This is a genomic window from Balneolaceae bacterium, from assembly GCA_034521445.1.
In the GTDB taxonomy this organism is placed as follows: domain Bacteria; phylum Bacteroidota; class Rhodothermia; order Balneolales; family Balneolaceae; genus JAXHMM01.
Window position 1 is genome coordinate 105837 of sequence record JAXHMM010000003.1, and the last position, 18244, is coordinate 124080.

Below are 18244 nucleotides of genomic sequence, written 5' to 3' on the forward strand. Positions count from 1 at the left end.
TTACCACTTTTTAAATCATTTTTCAGGTTTAAGTCTGATCTTTGCCTCGCACCCGGGAGGCCGTCAGCATCCCGGAAAACACACTTTTGCACCCAGAAAACAGAACTTGGTTTTGATGCGATTTCCCACCCTGCTCACCTGCATATTTCTCCTGACCGCACCTGCTGTCGCGCAGCAGACAGCCGAGGAAGAGGAGGCCGGCTATGATTCGGCCACCTTCAGTCTCTTCCTGGACTGCCAGGGATGGTGCTCGGAGAACTATATCCGCGAGGGGATTACCTTCGTTAACTTCGTACGCAACAAGGATGTGGCCGACATGCATCTGCTGATCACCCAGGAGGGCACCGGGAACGGGGGGCAGGAATACACCATGAAGTTCCTTGGCAGCAACCAGTTTGAGGGCAAGAATGACACCCTCACTTTTTATTCCCCCGCCACCGATTCGCAGGACGAGTGGCGGCGCAGGATGGTGCGCTACGTCAAAATCGGCCTGCTTCCCTACCTGCGGGACTATGGCGTGCTGGACGAAATGGAAGTTACTTACACGGGGGAGGGCACGGAAACGGATGCACAGTCCGGCTCCCGGCAGGAAGACCCCTGGAACAACTGGGTATTTGAGCTTAACGGCGACACCCGCCTGAACGGGGAGGAGGCGCAGAGCCGCTGGTCGTTCAGCGGTAGTGCCGAGGCCAGCCGTGTTACCGAGAACTGGAAAACGCGTATCAGTTACGACCAGGACTACACCCGCCGGAGTTTCACACGTGATGGGGAGACCGAAACCTTCGTTACCGAGAACTATCGCGGTGACTTTTTTATCATCAAGAGTCTGGGTCCCCACTGGTCGGCAGGCGTTTCCGGAGATGCCTATTCATCCACCAGGCAGAACGTGGACTTCAGCGCCTCCGGCGGGGCGGCCGTGGAATACAGCCTCTATCCCTACTCCGAATACTCCGAGCGTGAGATTACGCTGCAGTATCGCCTGAGCGGCGGCTACTACGACTACACGGAAATGACGCTCTTCAATGAGACCTCTGAGTACCTGACCCAGCAGCGCCTGGAGGCACGCATGAACTTTACCCAGGCCTGGGGACAGATCGAGGGGCGCCTGAATGCCTCCACCTACCTGCACGACCTGAACAAGAACCGCCTGGATGTGAATCTTGAATTCGATTTCCGCGTCTTCCGGGGACTCTCCTTTAATGTATCGGGACGCTACGCCTGGATCAACGACCAGCTGGGCGTACCTGCCGGCGATATTTCCGAGGATGAACAGCTCCTGGATCTTCGCCAGCAGCTTACCTCCTACTCCTACGGGCTGTCTTTCGGCATCGAGTGGACCTTCGGCTCCATCTACAACAACGTGGTGAATCCCAGATTTTAAGTCTCATAAAGTCATAAAGTCGAAAAGTCCGAAGGTCCACCGACTCCCCGACTTTATGACTTTTCGACTTCTAGACTTTCAGACTTGTAGGCTTTTAACAATGTTTGTTGCTTCGCTGACCATGTTGCGCGCCTCTTCCAGGCTGGAAGCCTCGGCGTAGATGCGCAGCACCGGCTCGGTGCCTGAGGGACGCACCAGCAGCCAGGAGCGGTCTTCCATGATGTGCTTTATGCCGTCGGTAAACTGCCATTCGCCCACCTTTTTGCCTGCCAGTTCGGTCAGTTTCTTCTCCTCGCAGTGGCGTATCATGGCTTTTTTTCGCTCGTCGGAGGTGTGCAGGTCGTTGCGGTCAAAGTGATGGGGCCCGAACTCCTCGAAAAGCTCTTCCACCAGCCGGCTCAGATTCTTGCCGGAGCGCACCATCATCTCCACAATGGTAAGTCCGATGAAGAGGCCGTCGCGTTCGGGGATGTGGCCCTTGACGGCCAGGCCGCCCGACTCCTCCCCGCCCACCAGCACGTTCCCCTCCACCATTTTTTCGGCGATGTACTTGAAACCGATGGGCGTGACGTCAAGAGGAAGGCCGTAGCGCTCGGCCTGCTTGTCGAGCATGTCGGTGGTGGAGAAGGTTTTCACGATGGATCCGTCCATGCCTTTCTCGGTATGCAGGTACTTGACCAGCAGTGAGAGGAGTTTGTGGGAGCTGACAAAGTTTCCCTTTTCGTCGAACATGCCGATGCGGTCGGCGTCGCCGTCGTTGGCCAGTCCTGTGTCGCAGCCGCGCTCCGGGATGAGGCGGGCGAGCTCCGTTAGATTTTTCTCGATGGGTTCAGGCGGGGTGCCCCCAAAGGAGGGATTGAAACTTCCATGTATCTCCTCCACCTGGTCTTTACCCAGAAGCTCGGTCAGCAGTCCCTGGCCTGACCCGTACATGGGGTCGTGCGCCAGACGGATATCGCTCTCGCGAATGGCGTCCAGGTCGAGTACTTCCTCCAGCAGCTGAAGGTACTGTTTGGTGAGGGGGATCTCCTCGATCAGGCCCTTCTCCTCCCAGGATCGGTAGGCGCCGGGGTCCAGGTCGGGATCGAAGGACGCCAGGCGCTGCTCCACGGCCGCAATCTGTTCCGGCGTGGCGGGTCCTCCGAAGGGCGCCTTGATTTTAAATCCGTTATAGGCCGGGGGATTGTGGCTGGCGGTGATGACCACGCCCACGGCGTCGTACTCCTGCGCGGCCCAGCTCACCGCAGGCGTGGGAGCGATGGAAGCGGCGAAGCGCACGGGAATGTCCATGGCCGCGAAGACCGAGGCGGCGTACTCGGTGAAGGCGCGTCCCTCGAAGCGGGCGTCGTGCCCGATAACCACCCCGTTGCGGGTAATCTGCTCATCGGCGATCCACCGTGCGGTCGCCTGGGTTACGCGGTTCAGGTTTTCGTAGGTAAAATCACGGGCGACTACGGCCCGCCATCCGTCGGTACCAAAGGCAATGTTCATGCGTCTCCAAAGGGCTTAATTCACATTCGTTCTAAATATAAGGCTGAGGGGAGGTCAGCCGCTCTCCGGCGGGGTTGCGTCATCGGTCGTCGCCGCGGGCATGGCACTCCAGTCCACCTTGCGCGCCAGCAGCCAGAGTCCCAGAACGATGAGCGGGATACTGAGAAGCTGTCCCATGTTAAACATCCAGTTTGCGGCAAACTCCGCCTGGAACACCTTGGTGTACTCCAAAAGGAATCGTCCCCCGAACAGCAGGACCAGGAAGATGCCGAAAAGGGAACCTTCAGGAGGCTGTCTGCGGTAGCGCCGGTAGACCAGCAGGAGTATCCCGAAAACCAGCAGGCAGAGCAGGGCCTCATAGAGCATGGTGGGGTGGCGGGGCACCATGTCGATGCGTGAGAAGATCACGCCCCAGGGCAGTTCGGTGGGTTTACCGATGATTTCGGAGTTTACGAAGTTGCCCGTGCGGATAAAGGCGCCGCCCAGGGCCACCACCACCACCACGCGGTCGGCCAACCAGAGGAAACTCATGTCACGGCGCTTGCGCACAAAGAGGTACATGGCCAGCAGAATGCCGATGGCGGCCCCGTGGCTGGCCAGTCCTCCCTCCCAAACAGCCAGGATCTGCGAAGGGTGGGTGAGGTAGTAGACCGGGTCGTAGAACAGGATGTGTCCCAGCCGCGCCCCCACCACGGTGGCGATGAGTATGTAGGTGAGCAGCTGCTCCAGCTCCTCCATGGAGCGCCCGCCGTCGCGGAACAGCCTGCTTTCGATGGCGAAGCCCGCAACGAAGGCCATGGCGAAGAGAAAGCCGTACCAGTGCGGTTGGATGGGTCCAATAGCGCTGATGGTGGAGGTGGGAATCACCACCTGGAAGAGAAACTGTCCCACGGCCAGGGCGCCGGCCAGCAGCGCCAGCACCTGCCAGGCGGGAGGCTCCGCCGGCTCTCCCTTACCTTTCCCTTTGGACGGGCGGCCGTTCCCCTCGTTGGCCTTCTCCTTCAGTTTGGGATAGAGCAGGAAAAGCAGGGCCACCCCGGCGGCCACGCCGATGATGGAGACGGGGATGGGCAGGTGGAGGGTGCCCAGGTTGAAGGCCACGCGGTCGGCCTGCCACACCAGGTGGTCAGTAGCTTGCATGATAAGGGCGGGGGTAAGCATCCGTTGAAATATTCGGTCAGGGACCCGGGGTCAAATGCGCTCTAAAATGCGGAATGTAGCACATCCAGACAAGGGGTGGTCACGATTTAATGCGGAAGTCGGTGCGTCCCTCGCGGTCCATGAGCACCACGCCCAGCTCCACCAGGCGGTCGCGGATGCGGTCGGCCAGCTCGAAATTCTTGTCCCGCCGCGCTTCGCTGCGCAGATCGAGCAGCACCCTCACAAGCTCCTCGGTCTTGTCGTCGCCACGGCCGCCCCTATCCTGCTCCGTCTCCGGCCAGAGTCCCAGCACCCCGTCGACGAATCCGCGCAGAAGCTCCTTCACCTCGTCCAGGTTGGCGGGGGCGTCATCCTCGTTGATGCGCTTTCGCAGGGCACGCAGTTCCTCGAAGAGCACGGCCAGGGCCTGGGCGGTGTTGAAATCGTCGTTCATGCGTGCCTGCACCTCGGAGCGCAGGGCCTTGGCGTCGAAAGCGTTGCCCGCGCCGGCATCGGCCCCGTCGATGTCCCGCAGCATCTCCTGCAGGCTCTTCAGCCCGTTCTCGGCGCCTTCCAGGGCGTCCTCCGAGAAGTCGGTGGTGCTGCGGTAATGGCTCTGCAGCAGGAAAAAGCGGATCACCTGGGGATCCCAGGCGCGGCTCAGCAGCTCGTGGTCGCCCCGGAAGAACTGGTCCAGGGAGATGGCGTTGCCGAGGGATTTGCCCATCTTCTGACCCTCGAGGGTGACCATATTGTTGTGCATCCAGTAGTTGGCGAAGGGCTGGCGGTAGGCGCCCTCGGCCTGGGCGATCTCGCATTCGTGGTGGGGGAACTGGTTGTCCAGTCCGCCGCCGTGGATGTCGAAGTGCTCGCCCAGGTACTTGGTGGACATGGCCGAGCACTCGATATGCCAGCCGGGATAGCCGGGTCCCCAGGGAGAGGGCCATTTCATAATATGTCCGTCGTCGGCCTTCTTCCAGAGGGCGAAGTCTTCCGGGGATCGCTTGTCGGAGGCGGTCTCGATGCGGGCGCCGCTCTCCTGCTCCTCCACCTTGCGGCCGCTCAGCCTGCCGTAGTCCTCGTCCGAGGAGACGTCAAAGTAGACATTGCCATCGGTCTCGTAGGCGTGGTCGTTGTCCAGCAGCCTGCGCACCATTTCGATCTGCTCGATGATATGTCCGGTGGCGCGCGGGGAGATGTCCGGGCGCCGCACGCCCAGCTTGTCCATGTCCCGGAAATAGTTGTAAGTGTACTTCTCGGCGATCTCCATAGGCTCCAGCTTTTCGATCTGGGCCTGCTTCTCCAGCTTGTCCTCCCCCTGGTCGGCGTCGTCGGTCAGGTGTCCCACGTCGGTGATGTTCTGCACGTAGCGCACCCGGTAGCCCAGCCACTGCAGGTAGCGCACCACCACGTCAAAGGAGACGTAGCTTTTGGCATGGCCCAGGTGGGGATCGCCGTAGACGGTGGGACCGCAGACGTAGATGCCCACGAAACCCTCCTCGATGGGTTCAAAAGGCTCTTTTGAGCGGCTCAGGGTGTTGTAGATATGGAGGGTTTCCATGCTTCGAGGCGACTTCCGGTTCGGGTTCTGAAGATGAAACAGTTCGGGCGCGTCCATCGTGCCGTGGAGAAGCCTGCGGACGCGCGGCATTAAGATAGGGTAATTGGTCCGCAGTAGCCAGTGGCAGGACGTGCCTAGCGGTTGTCGAAGAGCCTGCGGAGCACGCTGCCCGCCTTGTCCTTGAGATAGGTTTCGAGAATGGGTTGGATGGTCTCGCGGTCGGGTTCGATGCGGGGCTGCCGGAGGGTGCCGGTTACGCGCAGGGGCAGCATGAGGGCGCCGTCCTCGCGGGCAAGGGCGTCCACCGCCTGGGCGGTCACCACCGAGGCCACGGCCTCGCGGTAGCGCTGCGGGAGGTAGAGCGTCAGCTGCAGGTCGAGCGTACCGTCGGAAAGGCTGCGCGTGCCGTTAATTACAGCGCCCGTGCCACCGCTGACCAGGCGCAGGCTGTCCACCCGCATCACGCCCCGGTCTACGTTGAAGGTGCTGTTCCAGCTGTCCAGCGTGGCACTGCGGAGCTCCTGCAGGTCCAGCAGGGCGGCCACCCGCTGCTGGATGGGGTGACCCTCCAGGCGGGTGCGGCTCATGCCGAAGCTTCCGCTTATGTCGGTGGTGGCCAGCACCGGGGTAAACAGGGAGTCCAGTTCGGTGCGGTAGGAGACGGAGGCGTCGAAGTGCCCCTGCAGGTAGTCATGCAGCCGGTATTCGGGTCCCAGCACCGGGTATTCCTCAAAAAAGGAAGCGAGCTGCAGGCTGTCGACGCCTCCCTCGAAAATCACTTCGGTACGTTCGGGACGCGGCACCCTCCAGGTGATGGAGCCGCTCATGCTGCCGCCTAGAAGGCGTGCGGAGCCTTCGGCCAGCCGCAGTTCAAGCGGGGAGCCCGTCAGGCGACCCTGGACATCGCTTAGGTTGACCCCGGTAAGGGTCATGCGCGCAATCTGCGCGTCCACCTCGCTCTGCAGGTGTGGCAGGTGGACGGCCAGGGGGGCGGAACTGGTGTCCTCCCAGTTGATCCACTGGTCCATGTCGAGGTAGTTGCTGCGGAAGGTGCCCGTCAGGCGCGGCGGTTCTGCGGCGTTGCGTTCGCCCTCCGGGAGCAGCCAGTTGCGGTAGCGCTCCATGGTCCCCTCCAGCTCCATCTGCGAATCGCCCAGCCCGAAGCTGAGGTTTTGGAGGGTGGCCGCGGAGGGCGTCAGGCGCAGCTCCCCGTTGAGGCTGCGCACGGGATGGGGCAGTCCCCCGCCGGAGAGGTGCACGTTGGTGAGGCTGAGGGTGCCATCCGGTACCAGGGCGGCGGGCTCGGCTGGGGCGCCGCGCAGGTTTAAATCGGCGCGCGCGGAGCCGGAAAGGGAGACCAGCACGCCGCCCAGACCCAGGCTGTCGCCCTCCACGGGATAGAAGCGCCGCAAGGTGGAAAGGTCCACCTCCAGGGCGGACTGCAGGTCCACCGTTCGCATGGAATCCAGGGGCTGGCGGATGCTGCCGCTCGTGCTGAAGGTATTGCCCGCGGCCTGCATGCGCAGGCTGCGCAGTTCGAGCCGGTCGGCCCGGGCGAGGGCGTCCAGCTCGATGCCCGTAATGGCTTCGGGAACCCCGGCGTAACGCAGGCTGCCGCCACTCAGCCGGAAAGTACCCTCGTAGTCGGCCTCGGCGGGACGTGCCCGGTTGCCTCGGAAGGTGACGTCCGCCGCCAGCTCGCCGGCCATCTCCTGCAGGCCGAAGGTGGAGACGTCGTAGTATTCAGGCAGCGTAGAAAGGTCCATATCTGCCTGCACCGCGGCCTCGAAATCGCCGTCTTCCTGCAGGGGATGCTCCAGGGTGCCGTTGGCCCTCAAGGTGTTCTGCCCGGCCTGTGCAGTAAATTCGGTGAGGGTGAGGGCCTGATTATCGGCCCGGGCGTTCAGGCGAATGTCCTCTATGGCCCGGGGGAGGTCGGGATTTTTCAGGTAGCCGTCGCGCACCTGAAGGTCGGCCGCAAAGGAGGGCGCGGATCCGCCGGCCATGCTGCCTCCCACTGTACCCTGCAGGGTGAGGGAACCACGGGTCTGCAGCCCCTCTACGTATCTGCCGGGCAGCAGCGCGAGCAGTTCCCCGAAGTCGTCAGTGGACGATTTGAGGGAGAGATCCAGATCGGGTCCCGCGCTCCAGTTGGACACGCTGCCCTCCAGCTGCAGGGAGAGTCCGCGAAGGGATAGGCTGCCATCCTGCAGGCGAAGGATCTCCGCGCGAGTGTCGACCGTGGATTGCTGGGAGAGGGTGACCGGTACCTGCAGGGTGCGCGCCTCGCCGCCGGAGCCCCAGCTGAGGCCCTCCGCACGCAGCTCCGCCCCGCTGGTGATGAGCGAGTCGAAGGAGAGGGAGAGTTCTCCTCCCAGACCGTGCAGGGCCGCGCGTGTACCGGTGGAATCGTTACGGTAGTCCACCTCGCCTCCCTCCACCGAAAAGAGGGGGATGCTGATGGACCAACTGCCGCCGGCCGCCTCCTCATCTTCCTGTTCAAAAAGGAAATCCATGTTAGTGGTGCCGTCCCCGTAAATGCGATAGCGAAACCGGGGCCTCCGCAGGTGCACTTCGGAGATGTCCGCCCTTCCCTGCAGGAGCGGCAGCAGGGCCACCCCCGCGGTGCCGCGCTCAAGGGCCATTACCGTGTCGCCTTTGGCGTCGCCCGGTACCAGCAGCCCGCCCACGCTCAGTCCGGGGCGGGGAAATGTGCGCCAGAAGGAGAGGGACATGCTTTCGGCCTGCACCTCGCGGCCCAGGGCCTCGCTGAGGTAGGGGAGGGCGGTGCGTTTGAGACGTTCATCGGTCAGCCACAGGTTGAGTCCCACGGCCACCATAACCAGAAAAAGGACGATGCCGCCTGCGATTTTCAGGAATCTTTTCATGAATTTCGGGTCCCGGTTGTCATTCGTTTGTTGCGTCGGACGCGTCCTTTGATGCATCCGTTGACTGAATTAAAGTCCGTATCTTTGATTCAAGTTCCGTAAGTTTTTGTATGTTATTCAAAATTCCAGAATCGAACACCATCCGATGAGCATTTGGGGGTCCGAACGCAACAACCTGAAGTTCAGGCAGAGGCGCCGGCGGCTGGTGGAGACCCTCAGGGAAAAGGGCATCGAAGACGATCGCGTACTGGAGGTGTTCGGCCGGGTTCCCCGGCACCGTTTCATCGATACGGCCCTTGAAGACCGCGCCTACGAGGATACCGCCCTCCCCATCGGCAAGCGCCAGACCATCTCCCAGCCCTATACCGTGGCGCGGCAAACCGAACTGCTGAAGATCATGCCCGGCGAAAAGGTATTGGAGATCGGCACAGGCTCGGGCTACCAGGCCGCCATCCTGCACGATCTGGGCGCGGAGGTCTACAGTGTGGAGCGTCACGAGGAGCTCTACGAGCGGGCCCGTACCAAGCTGCGCGAAATGGGCTGTCACGTGCAGCTCAAGCTGGGCGACGGCACCCTGGGCTGGTCGGCCTACGCCCCCTACGATGGCATCGTGGTGACGGCCGGGGCCCCGGAGGTGCCCTCGGGACTGCTGGATCAGCTTATGGTGAACGGGAGGCTGGTGGTGCCCGTGGGCGATTCGCGCAAGCAGGAGATGGTGCGCGTCACCAAGATTCGAGAGGATGAATTCGAGGAGGAGCGCTTTTCCCATTTCAAGTTTGTGCCCCTCATCGGCGAAAAAGGGTGGAGCGATGAGTAGGGAGGAAGGAGACGCCGCCAAAACCGACCCAACCTCCTGGAGCGAGTGGCCGGGACTTATCTCCCGCGGATTCGTCATGGGATCGGCCGACATCATCCCCGGTGTCAGCGGCGGTACCATGGCCTTGATCCTGGGCATCTATTCCCGTCTCATTCATGCCATACGGAGCGTGGACCTGTCCTTCTTCCGGTGTCTTCTCCGCCTTCGCTGGAGGGAGGCCCTGGCGGGGGTCCACTGGCGCTTTCTGGTCCTCTTGGTGGGCGGCATCCTGCTGGCCGTGGTCTTCTTCACCCGGGTGGTGCCCTTGCAGATCTACATGCATACCCACCCCGAGCTGATCTACGGACTCTTTTTCGGGCTTATACTGGGCTCCATTTTTATCCTGGTCAAGGCGCTTGAGCACTTCGGGTGGGCCCACGCCCTGCTGCTGGCCGCCGGCGCCCTTGCGGGCTGGTGGACGGTGACCCTGGTGCCCGCCGCCACGCCGGAAACCCCGCTCTTCGTCTTTCTGAGCGGGTCGGTGGCCATCTGCGCCATGGTCCTGCCGGGTATCTCGGGTTCCTACCTGTTGCTCATTCTGGGAAAATACGACTATATCCTGAGTCAGCTCGCCCTGCTCGGCGGCTCCGCCACTGTCGAAGGGCTGCTGGCGCTATTGCCCTTCTTCGGCGGGGCTGCGGTGGGACTGGCCCTCTTTACACGACTGCTTTCCTGGCTGCTGGACCGGCACTACGGCCCCACCCTGGCGGTACTCATCGGTTTCCTGGTGGGGTCGCTCTATATGATCTGGCCCTGGCAGCAGCGTGAATACCGCGAGTTTACCCGTGTGGAGGCCGTGGTGGAGGTCGGCAGCGACCGGGCGGGCGACCTTCGCGACCGGCAGGAGGATCCTGACCTGCCGGAGTTCGAGAGGCTGGGCGAGGTGCTGAACCCGGATGTGCAGGGAGCCCCCCGGCAAGTGGAGATTCTGCGGGTCCAGAAAAAACTGGTGCGCTCCACACCGGAGCTTCCCGCTCCCCGGGAGCAACCCGGCGAAAGCGCGGCCGGCGCTGCCGGCGCTGCGGCGGGACTGCTAATGGTGGTGGCACTGGAGCGTATGCAGCGGCGCATGGGCGGGGACGGTAGGAATGAATAGCCCGCACCACGGGTTATACCGTATCGGGACAGACGGGGCCGCAAGAGCGGCCCGGACCACACAATCGTTTAACGGAATGAATCGGGAGCTAATATGAAGGAAATAAGGAAGATACTGGTGCCAACGGACTTTTCGGAGGGGGCGGTCCCCGCCTACACCCACGCGCAGGAAATTGCGGGACGTTTCGGATCGACGGTGGATTTTATCCACGTTATTCCCACCCTGCGCTATTTCGGGGAGAGTCTTTCCAGGATGGGAGCGCCCCTCGATATGGAGAACGATCTCTATCCCCATGCGCAGGAGGAGGCTCAGCACCGGTTGGGAAGCCTGATGGATGACTATATCCACGAAGACAATCGAGGGGAGGCGGTGGTGCGCATCGACCGCAAGCCCTCGGAAGCCATTGCTGAATACGCCGGCGACCACGGCTACGATCTTGTCGTCATGGCCACCCACGGCAAGCATGAGACAGAGATGCTCCGGGGTTCAGTCACCGAAAAGGTGATCCGACACTCGCCGGTCCCCGTATTCACGGTCGACCAGCGCCTGTCGCCGGGGGGACTCAAGCACATTCTCTATCCCACCGACGGCTCCTCCGCCTCCTGGGAGGCCCTGCCGCTTGCCCTGGCCGTGGCCGACACCTACGACGCCGAGATTACCTTTTTCCACGTCACCGAGCTGTACGGCAGCCTGGCCGAGAAGGTCACGCAGAATCCCAACCTGCCCGACGAGGTAAACATCTACGAAGGACTCCTCGACAGCCTGGAGGATTATCTTATCGACCGAGGCATGGATAGCGTTGATCTGCAGCGCGGGGAGGTCGATTTTGAAGACCGCCTGGTGGTGACCGAGGGGGCGGGCAGCCACGCCATCCCCGCCAGGACCGAAATACGCAAGGGCGTCTCCGCCCACTACGCCATCGAGGAGTACGCCGGGGAGTACGCCGACCTGGTCGTCATGGCCACCCACGGCCATAGTGGACTCGCCCATTTCTTTCTGGGCTCCACCACCGAAAAGGTTGCGCAGCACGTCGACAAGCCGGTGCTTACCGTCCGTTCGGTGCGGCGCGAGGACACCTGATATCGTCCTCACACCGCAAATTATTTGAGATTCATCCTACCCCATGCCCGAACTTATTACCATCGAGGAGCTTACCGCGATGGGCCTTCCTCCCATTATCATCTACGCGGCCCCAGTCATGTTCGCCCTTGTCTTCCTGGAGTGGGGATTCGGCTGGTACCGCAAACGAAAGCTCTACAATAAAAAGGACTTCTGGGCCTCGGCCGCCATCGGCATCGGCAACGTGACGATCAGCTCCTTCACCAAGCTCAGTATCTTCGCCCTGGTACTCTTCTTCTATAACATGGTACCCTGGCGGGTTCCCTACGCCTGGTGGGCTTATCCCCTCTGTTTCGTTTTCCTTGACTTCTGCCGCTACTGGGCCCACCGCGTCGCCCACGAGCAGCGGATATGGTGGGCTACCCACGTTCCGCACCACTCCTCGGAACAGTACAACTTTTCGGTCTCCTTCCGTCTTTCCTGGGTGCAGGGCTTCAAGGTGATTTTTTTCCTGCCGGTGGCCATGGCCGGATTTCACCCGGTGGTCTTCTTTATCTGCCACCAGATTGCTGTTCTCTACCAGTTCTGGATTCATACCGAACTCATCGAGAAGCTGCCTCGTCCCATCGAGTTTCTTTTTGTGACGCCTTCGCATCACCGCGTGCACCACGGCAAGGACGACAAGTACCTGGACAAGAATTACGGCTCCACCTTTATCATCTGGGACCGCATCTTCGGGAGCTTTGTGCCCGAGCAGGAGCGTCCCAATTACGGCATCACCGAACCGCCCGACTCCTACAACCCGCTCTACCTGGTCTTCCACGAGTTCATCGCCATCTGGAAGGACATACGTGCGGCCGAGGGCTGGAGAGAGATGGCGTGGATTCTCTTTGCCAGTCCCGCCGAGCAGGCGGAGGCCGCCGAAGGGGATAAGCAGCAGTAGCCCTGGATGCCGTGGAGCGGCCTACCCCCCGTTACGCTTTTTCTTTGAACTTGCGGGGATTCGGCGTACCTTGGGTGCGCCAGACGGCACAGCCTACCTCTCGGATTACGACGGAATAGCGGCCCTTCTCAGTGCACAGCCCCGTTTCACTCGGTTTTAGGTTCATTATATGTTCAGGGTACCTGGACCGCAGTGACGCGCAGGGTGCCTGCATTCAACTCGTATTTATCCTCTTATGTCTAAAAAGACCTTCCAGGGCCTGCCTATCAGCGGACCCGTATTGCAAGCTCTCCGTGAACTCCAATTTGAACACCCCACCCCTGTCCAGCAGGAGGCCATTCCTCCGCTCATGGAGGGAAGGGACGTAGTGGGTCAGGCCCAGACGGGCACGGGCAAAACCGCCGCCTTCGGCATCCCGGCCGTCCAGCAGGCGGACCCCTCCCTGCGCGCCGTGCAGAGCATTGTTCTGTGTCCCACCCGGGAACTGGCCGTGCAGGTCACCGGTGAACTGAAGCGCCTCGGCCGCCATATTTCCGGACTGGAGGTACTGTCGGTCTACGGCGGACAATCCATCGGGCGGCAGATCAAGGCCCTGAAGCGCGGGGTCCAGATTGTGGCAGCCACCCCGGGCCGCATGATTGACCACCTGGAACGGGGCACGCTCTCCTTTGAACACCTGAAACTGGTGATCTTCGACGAAGCCGACGAAATGCTGAATATGGGATTCCGGGACGACATGGAGTGTATTCTCTCCTTTGCCCGGCAGCCGGTGCAGATGGCCATGTTTTCGGCCACTGTTTCGGGTCCCATCCGCCAGATCATGCAGCGTTACATGAAGGATCCGGTGATGATCCGCACCGGCCGGGAACAACTGGCCGCCCCCGACATCGAGCAATTCGTGATGAAGGTACGGGACTCCGACCGCCTGGAGGCCGCCTGCGGCATCCTGGCCGGCAAAGGCATGCAGCTGGCCCTCGTGTTCTGCAACACACGCTGGAAATCGAAGAAGCTGGCCGGCCAGCTTCGTTCGCGCGGCTTCGGGGCGGACTACATCGGCGGAGACCTGAGCCAGAATCAGCGGGATCGGGTTATGGCCCGTTTTCGTTCGGGCGGCCTGGACCTGATGGTGGCCACGGACGTGGCGGCCAGGGGCATCGATGTGGACGACATCGACGTGGTGATCAACTATGATATTCCCAACGACCCCGCATACTACGTGCACCGGATCGGTCGCACGGGACGTGCGGGCCGAAGCGGCACCGCCGTCACCCTCTGCTCCCAGAGGGACCGGAAGGCCCTGCGCGCCATCGAAAAAGAGGTGGGACACAGCCTGCCCGACATGGATCGGCCTGAGACTCCCGAAGTTGCGCCCACCCGGAAGGGGGGACGCCCTGCGGAAAAACGCGCCGATGAAGGCGATGTGGTCCAGGTGAACTTCAACGTGGGACGCCGGCACAAGGTCTATCCCGGGGACATCCTGGGCGCCATTACCGGCGAAACCGACGTCCCGGGTCCCGCAGTAGGCAATATTGATATCAGGGGCAAGGAGAGCATCGTGGATATCTCGGCCGTCTACGTGGACCAGGTGCTTCGCGGGATGGAGCAGACCCGGGTGAAGGGAAGAAAGGTCCACGTCAGCATGGCCCGCTGAGCCGTTTCCGCGCCTAGGTTTGCGGCGCGCCCGCGCCGTGGCCCATCCACGTCTTGAGGACTGCCACGACCCCGAGGAAGCCCAGGGGGAGCAGCCATCCGGCCGTCAGGTCGTGCAGGGCCCCGAATAGGGTGGGTCCGGCGGCCGCCAGCAGGTAGCCCGCCGACTGCGCCATGCCCGAGAGTTCGGTGGCGCGCTGGGAGTTGCTCGAGCGCAGCACGATAAAGAGCAGCGCCAGTCCGAAGCTCCCGCCCAGCGAAAAGCCGATCAGCGAGACCCAGAGTGCCGCCATGGGAGCCTCCGGCAGGGCCAGCCCGGCCAGGCTCACCCCTTCCATGGCCACCAGCACCCAGACCATACCGCGCTGGCTGCGCAGCTTTTCGGCCCAGGCCGGGATGACCAGCGTTCCCAGCACGCCCATGGCCTGTGAGAGGGAGAGCATCCAGCCGGCGGGGCCTGCCGCCATGCCGCGGTCGCGCAGCAGCTCCGGCAGCCAGGCCAGCACCACGTAGAACGTAAGCGACTGCAGTCCCATGAATAGCGCCACCTGCCAGGCCTGCCGCGATCGGCCCAGTTCCCACATCGCCTTGCGGTGGCTGCGTCCAGGTGTCGGACGTTCCCGGTAGCGAAGCTGCGGCAGCCAGGCCAGCAGGCCTGCGAGGGAGAGCAGGGCCCAGGATCCCAGCGACCAGCGCCAGCCCAGTCCCACGCCCTCGGCCAGGGGAATGCTCAGTCCTGCGCCTGCGGCCGCGCCCACGCCCAACACACTGGAATAGAGTCCTGTGACAGCGCCCGTATGGTGGGGGAAGTCCCTTTTGGCGATGACCGGAAGCAGGGTGTTGCCGAGGGCGATGGCCACCCCCAGCAGCAGGGTGCCCCCGAAGAGTGCGCCCACCGGTTCGGGCACACGCAGCAGAAGGCCCAGGGTCAGCAGTCCCATGGCACCCGCCATGGTGCCCTCCAGACCGAAACGGCGGGTGAACAGCGGCGTGAACATGGAGACCACCCCGAAGGCGATCAGCGGCAGGGTGGTGAGCAGGCCCAGCAGGGTGTTCGACAGGCCCGTGGAGGCGCGTATGGCACCCACCAGCGGACCCACCGAGGCGAGGGCCGGGCGCAGGTTGAGGGAGACCAGGACAATGCCCGCCAGCAGCAGGACCTTCTGGAGAGGTTCCCGCCGGGAGTAGATGGGTGCCTGCTTCACCTGGACGCCAGCCCCTATGGGTTGTTCGATCCGTTCAGCAACCGCCCGATCTCGTCCATTTTCTGCCCGTAGAGGGTCCAGTTTCCGTCGCGCATGGCGGCGCGCGCCTCCTGCCAGAGGGTCCTCAGGCGGTCGACCTGTTCGGAAGTGAGCTCTGCGGCTGTCGTGGCCGCCTCGCCCGCTGCGGCCGTATCGGCACCGAGGGCCGGCGGGGGAGGCTGCGGGGTCGCGGAGGTGTCCAGCGCTACCGGATTGACGTCTTCTTCGTAGAGGGCGTCGATGCCCTGCTGGAGCGTCGGCTGCATGGCGATCTGGTCGCCTGCCGTCACGATCACCCGCTGGAGCTGTGGAATGTCCACGCCCTGGGCGATCAGGAAGACCGGCTCTACGTAGAGGAAGGAGTCCTCGATGGGAATGACCATAAGATTGCCGCGTATGACCGACGATCCGCGCTGGTCCCACAGCGAAAGCTGCCGTGAAATCTCGGTATCCTGGTCGATTTTCGCCTCAATCTGGGCGGGTCCCAGGATCAGGCGCTCCTTGGGAAGCTGGAAGACGGAGACCTCCCCGTAATCGGGGAAATCATTTTTGGCCGCCATCCAGCCGATCATGTTGTCGCGGTTGGCGGGGGTGAGGGGGGAGATGAGCAGATATTGCAGCTCTTCCTCCCCGGGCAGGCGGGTAAGGATGTAGTAGGGCTCCATGGGGATCTGCTGTCCCCCGTACTTCTCGTTGGGACGCGTCCAGAGGTCCTCGTTGTTGTAGAAGACCTGCGGATCGGTCATGTGGTAGACGTTGTACTTGGCGATCTGGTCCTGGAAGATGTGCTGGGGATAGCGCAGGTGTCCCTTCAGATCCTCCGGCATCTCCTCCAGGGGGGTAAACATGCCGGGAAAGATGTCGCGGTAGACATTCAGGATGGGATCCTCTTCGGTCATGGCGTAGAAATCCACCGACCCGTCGTAGGCGTCCACCACCACCTTGACCGAGTTGCGGATGTAGTTGTAGCCGCCCTGCGCCGGCTCGGAGTAGGGGTAGTCGGGGGTGAGGGTGTAGGCGTCCTGTATCCACTTCAGTTCGCCTTCGCTGAGCACCAGGTAGGGCCGGTCGCGCAGCTCCAGGAAGGGAGCGATGCGCTGCACCCGCTCCCGGGTGCGTTTCCAGAAGATGATGCGGCTGCCCTCGTTTATGTAGTTGGTGAGCAGCATGTTCATGTCGCCGAACTGCCAGGCAAAGAGCAGCCGCTCCAGGAAGCTGTTGATGGAGACCCCCCCGCCTCCCTGGTAGCTGGTGTAGACGTTCTGGTCGCCGCGCGGATAGTCCAGCTCCTGTACGTCGGTGTTGACGATCTTGTAGTCGCTGTTGTGCTCCCCGAAGTAGATGGCGGGCTGGTCGACGGTGAGACCCATTTCGGTCACCGGCGGCAGGTCGCGTATCACCAGGCGGGGATCGCCGGAGCGACCCACCTGGGCTACGGGACTCATGGCAAGTCCGTAGCCGTGGGTGTACTGCAGGCGGCGGTTGACCCAGGTGTCGGCCTGCGGGGGCAGTTCCTCGGTGAGCTCACGGGCCGAGAGCATCATTTGCATGTACCCTTCGCCGGTCCGGTAGCGGTCGATGTCCACGTTGTAGAACTGGTAGTAGGAACGGATCTCCTGCAGCTGCCGGTAGGTCTGGATGATCAGCCGCGGGTCCCACAGCCGGATGTTGTCCACTGTGCTCTGGTTCTGCTGCAGCTTGGCGCGGGAGAGGGTGTCGCCCGCCTCGTAGTTGCGCACATTCATCTGGTCCAGCTCGTAGGCCTGGCGCGTCTGGGCGATATTGTGCTCGATGTAGGGCGTCTGGAGCTGGAGCTCATTGGGATTGACCCGCAGGCTCTGCACGGCCGGCGGCAGCACGGCCTGTCCCACGCCGCCGATGACCAGCACGGCCGCGGCTCCTCCCAGCAGCCATTTGAAGCGCGGCTTGTAGAGCTGCCAGAAGGCCACGGCGGCCAGCAGCAGGCAGGCCACGAAGAGCACCCAGAGCACCGGGAGCGTCACGCTCATGTCCACGTAGTCAGCCCCGTAGACCACCCCGTTGTCCTTGTAGAGCAGCTGGTAGCGCTCCAGGAAGTAGCCCCAGGCCAGCAGCAGCAGCCAGAGTCCCAGGTTGAGGTTGAGGTGGCGCGACACCGGACGCGGGGCGGAAACCCCCTTGCCGTCCTCCCGCACCGAGAGAGTGCCTGCATAAAGATAGATAACGGCGCAGGCGGCCACGGTGAAAAAGACCAGCAGGGTCAGGCTGTTCTGTATAAGCTCCAGGAAGGGGAGGCGGAAGACGTAGAAGCCGATGTCGTTGCCGAATATGGGATCGGCCTGGCCGAAGACCTCGCTCCAGTGGAAACGGAAGTAGGTGTCCCAGCGCATGAAAAAGGCCATGGAGAAGAAGACGCTGATCAGCGCCCCGGCGCCCATGAGCGTGCCCTTGATCTTGGAGCGGTCGATCTGCCCCAGGTCAAGCTGTCCCAGGGGAGAGGGGGAGGAGGGGAGGCTGCCCACGTTGCGCGCCAGCAGGTTCATGTTGGTCATCACATAGCCCAGGGCCACCAGCAGGGCCCCGCCCATCAGCAGCAGCTGGGTCTTCTTGATGGTCCAGAAGACGGGGGAGTAGCCCAGGGCGTCCAGCCAGAGGTACTCGACGATCCAGTCGGTGAAGGCACCCACCAGCAGCAGGATCAGGAATACCAGCAGAATCCAGGTTCGTTTTTTCTTGAAGACGTTCGGCAGGATGCTCATCCGTAAATCGGGCTTGGTTTCGGGGGTGCGGCGACGCCTGGGGCGGTGCCGGTTCTGATGTGTTCAAAGTATCGACTCTGGGTCGAAATATGAAATCTATAGGGGGGGAGTCGGACAGCGGTGCGCGCCTCCCCTTGAGAGTAGGCACTGTGTGATGATATCTACGTAGAAATCCCTATCTTCGAGCGCAAGAAAAT

12 protein-coding genes are annotated in these 18244 nt (G+C 62.4%); 6 read left to right on the top strand and 6 right to left on the bottom strand.

What is annotated here, in order from left to right; translation table 11 throughout:
• Nucleotides 1-115 precede the first annotated feature (115 nt).
• A complete protein-coding gene (locus U5K31_00945; protein ID MDZ7771306.1) occupies nucleotides 116-1381 on the top strand; it encodes a hypothetical protein in 1266 nt (421 codons plus the stop codon).
• A gap of 78 nt (nucleotides 1382-1459) precedes the next feature.
• Here U5K31_00945 and U5K31_00950 read toward each other — a convergent pair whose 3' ends face one another.
• From U5K31_00950 to U5K31_00965, 4 genes are all read right to left on the bottom strand, one after another.
• Nucleotides 1460-2872: a phosphoglucomutase/phosphomannomutase family protein gene (locus tag U5K31_00950; GenBank protein MDZ7771307.1), complete on the bottom strand. Its 1413-nt coding sequence runs from the start codon at nucleotides 2870-2872 to the stop codon at nucleotides 1460-1462.
• 54 nt (nucleotides 2873-2926) lie between these two features.
• Nucleotides 2927-4033 (bottom strand): prolipoprotein diacylglyceryl transferase, encoded by a 1107-nt coding sequence (gene lgt, locus U5K31_00955; protein ID MDZ7771308.1) that lies wholly within the window; start codon nucleotides 4031-4033, stop codon nucleotides 2927-2929.
• Nucleotides 4034-4112: 79 nt separating this feature from the next.
• On the bottom strand, nucleotides 4113-5663 hold the full coding sequence (cysS, locus tag U5K31_00960) for a cysteine--tRNA ligase (protein MDZ7771309.1): 1551 nt from the start codon (nucleotides 5661-5663) through the stop codon (nucleotides 4113-4115).
• Between the two features lie 44 nt (nucleotides 5664-5707).
• Nucleotides 5708-8461: an AsmA-like C-terminal region-containing protein gene (locus U5K31_00965; GenBank protein ID MDZ7771310.1), complete on the bottom strand. Its 2754-nt coding sequence runs from the start codon at nucleotides 8459-8461 to the stop codon at nucleotides 5708-5710.
• Nucleotides 8462-8606: 145 nt separating this feature from the next.
• Here U5K31_00965 and U5K31_00970 point away from each other — a divergent pair, with 145 nt between their 5' ends.
• From U5K31_00970 to U5K31_00990, 5 genes are all read left to right on the top strand, one after another.
• A complete protein-coding gene (locus U5K31_00970) occupies nucleotides 8607-9278 on the top strand; it encodes a protein-L-isoaspartate(D-aspartate) O-methyltransferase (protein ID MDZ7771311.1) in 672 nt (223 codons plus the stop codon).
• Complete coding sequence (locus tag U5K31_00975; GenBank protein ID MDZ7771312.1) at nucleotides 9271-10413, top strand: DUF368 domain-containing protein; 1143 nt, start codon at nucleotides 9271-9273, stop codon at nucleotides 10411-10413. The genes U5K31_00970 and U5K31_00975 overlap by 8 nt, the downstream gene beginning before the upstream one ends.
• Before the next feature lie 93 nt (nucleotides 10414-10506).
• Nucleotides 10507-11493, top strand: coding sequence for a universal stress protein (locus U5K31_00980; GenBank protein MDZ7771313.1), 987 nt, complete (start codon nucleotides 10507-10509; stop codon nucleotides 11491-11493).
• 43 nt (nucleotides 11494-11536) lie between these two features.
• A complete protein-coding gene (locus tag U5K31_00985) occupies nucleotides 11537-12415 on the top strand; it encodes a sterol desaturase family protein (GenBank protein ID MDZ7771314.1) in 879 nt (292 codons plus the stop codon).
• Nucleotides 12416-12650: 235 nt separating this feature from the next.
• Nucleotides 12651-14066, top strand: coding sequence for a DEAD/DEAH box helicase (locus U5K31_00990; protein MDZ7771315.1), 1416 nt, complete (start codon nucleotides 12651-12653; stop codon nucleotides 14064-14066).
• Between the two features lie 13 nt (nucleotides 14067-14079).
• Here U5K31_00990 and U5K31_00995 read toward each other — a convergent pair whose 3' ends face one another.
• Both U5K31_00995 and U5K31_01000 read right to left on the bottom strand, forming a co-directional pair.
• Entirely contained in the window at nucleotides 14080-15270 is a 1191-nt protein-coding gene (locus U5K31_00995) for an MFS transporter (protein ID MDZ7771316.1), read from the bottom strand.
• 14 nt (nucleotides 15271-15284) lie between these two features.
• Nucleotides 15285-18047: a UPF0182 family protein gene (locus U5K31_01000; GenBank protein ID MDZ7771317.1), complete on the bottom strand. Its 2763-nt coding sequence runs from the start codon at nucleotides 18045-18047 to the stop codon at nucleotides 15285-15287.
• Nucleotides 18048-18244 lie beyond the last annotated feature (197 nt).

What these genes read in the sequence shown, in the direction of transcription:
- U5K31_00945 (MDZ7771306.1), top strand. Translation starts at nt 116, where the DNA reads ATGCGATTTCCCACCCTGCTCACCTGCATATTTCTCCTGACCGCACCT.
- U5K31_00950 (MDZ7771307.1), bottom strand. Translation starts at nt 2,872, where the DNA reads ATGAACATTGCCTTTGGTACCGACGGATGGCGGGCCGTAGTCGCCCGT.
- lgt (MDZ7771308.1), bottom strand. Translation starts at nt 4,033, where the DNA reads ATGCTTACCCCCGCCCTTATCATGCAAGCTACTGACCACCTGGTGTGG.
- cysS (MDZ7771309.1), bottom strand. Translation starts at nt 5,663, where the DNA reads ATGCCGCGCGTCCGCAGGCTTCTCCACGGCACGATGGACGCGCCCGAA.
- U5K31_00965 (MDZ7771310.1), bottom strand. Translation starts at nt 8,461, where the DNA reads ATGAAAAGATTCCTGAAAATCGCAGGCGGCATCGTCCTTTTTCTGGTT.
- U5K31_00970 (MDZ7771311.1), top strand. Translation starts at nt 8,607, where the DNA reads ATGAGCATTTGGGGGTCCGAACGCAACAACCTGAAGTTCAGGCAGAGG.
- U5K31_00975 (MDZ7771312.1), top strand. Translation starts at nt 9,271, where the DNA reads ATGAGTAGGGAGGAAGGAGACGCCGCCAAAACCGACCCAACCTCCTGG.
- U5K31_00980 (MDZ7771313.1), top strand. Translation starts at nt 10,507, where the DNA reads ATGAAGGAAATAAGGAAGATACTGGTGCCAACGGACTTTTCGGAGGGG.
- U5K31_00985 (MDZ7771314.1), top strand. Translation starts at nt 11,537, where the DNA reads ATGCCCGAACTTATTACCATCGAGGAGCTTACCGCGATGGGCCTTCCT.
- U5K31_00990 (MDZ7771315.1), top strand. Translation starts at nt 12,651, where the DNA reads ATGTCTAAAAAGACCTTCCAGGGCCTGCCTATCAGCGGACCCGTATTG.
- U5K31_01000 (MDZ7771317.1), bottom strand. Translation starts at nt 18,047, where the DNA reads ATGAGCATCCTGCCGAACGTCTTCAAGAAAAAACGAACCTGGATTCTG.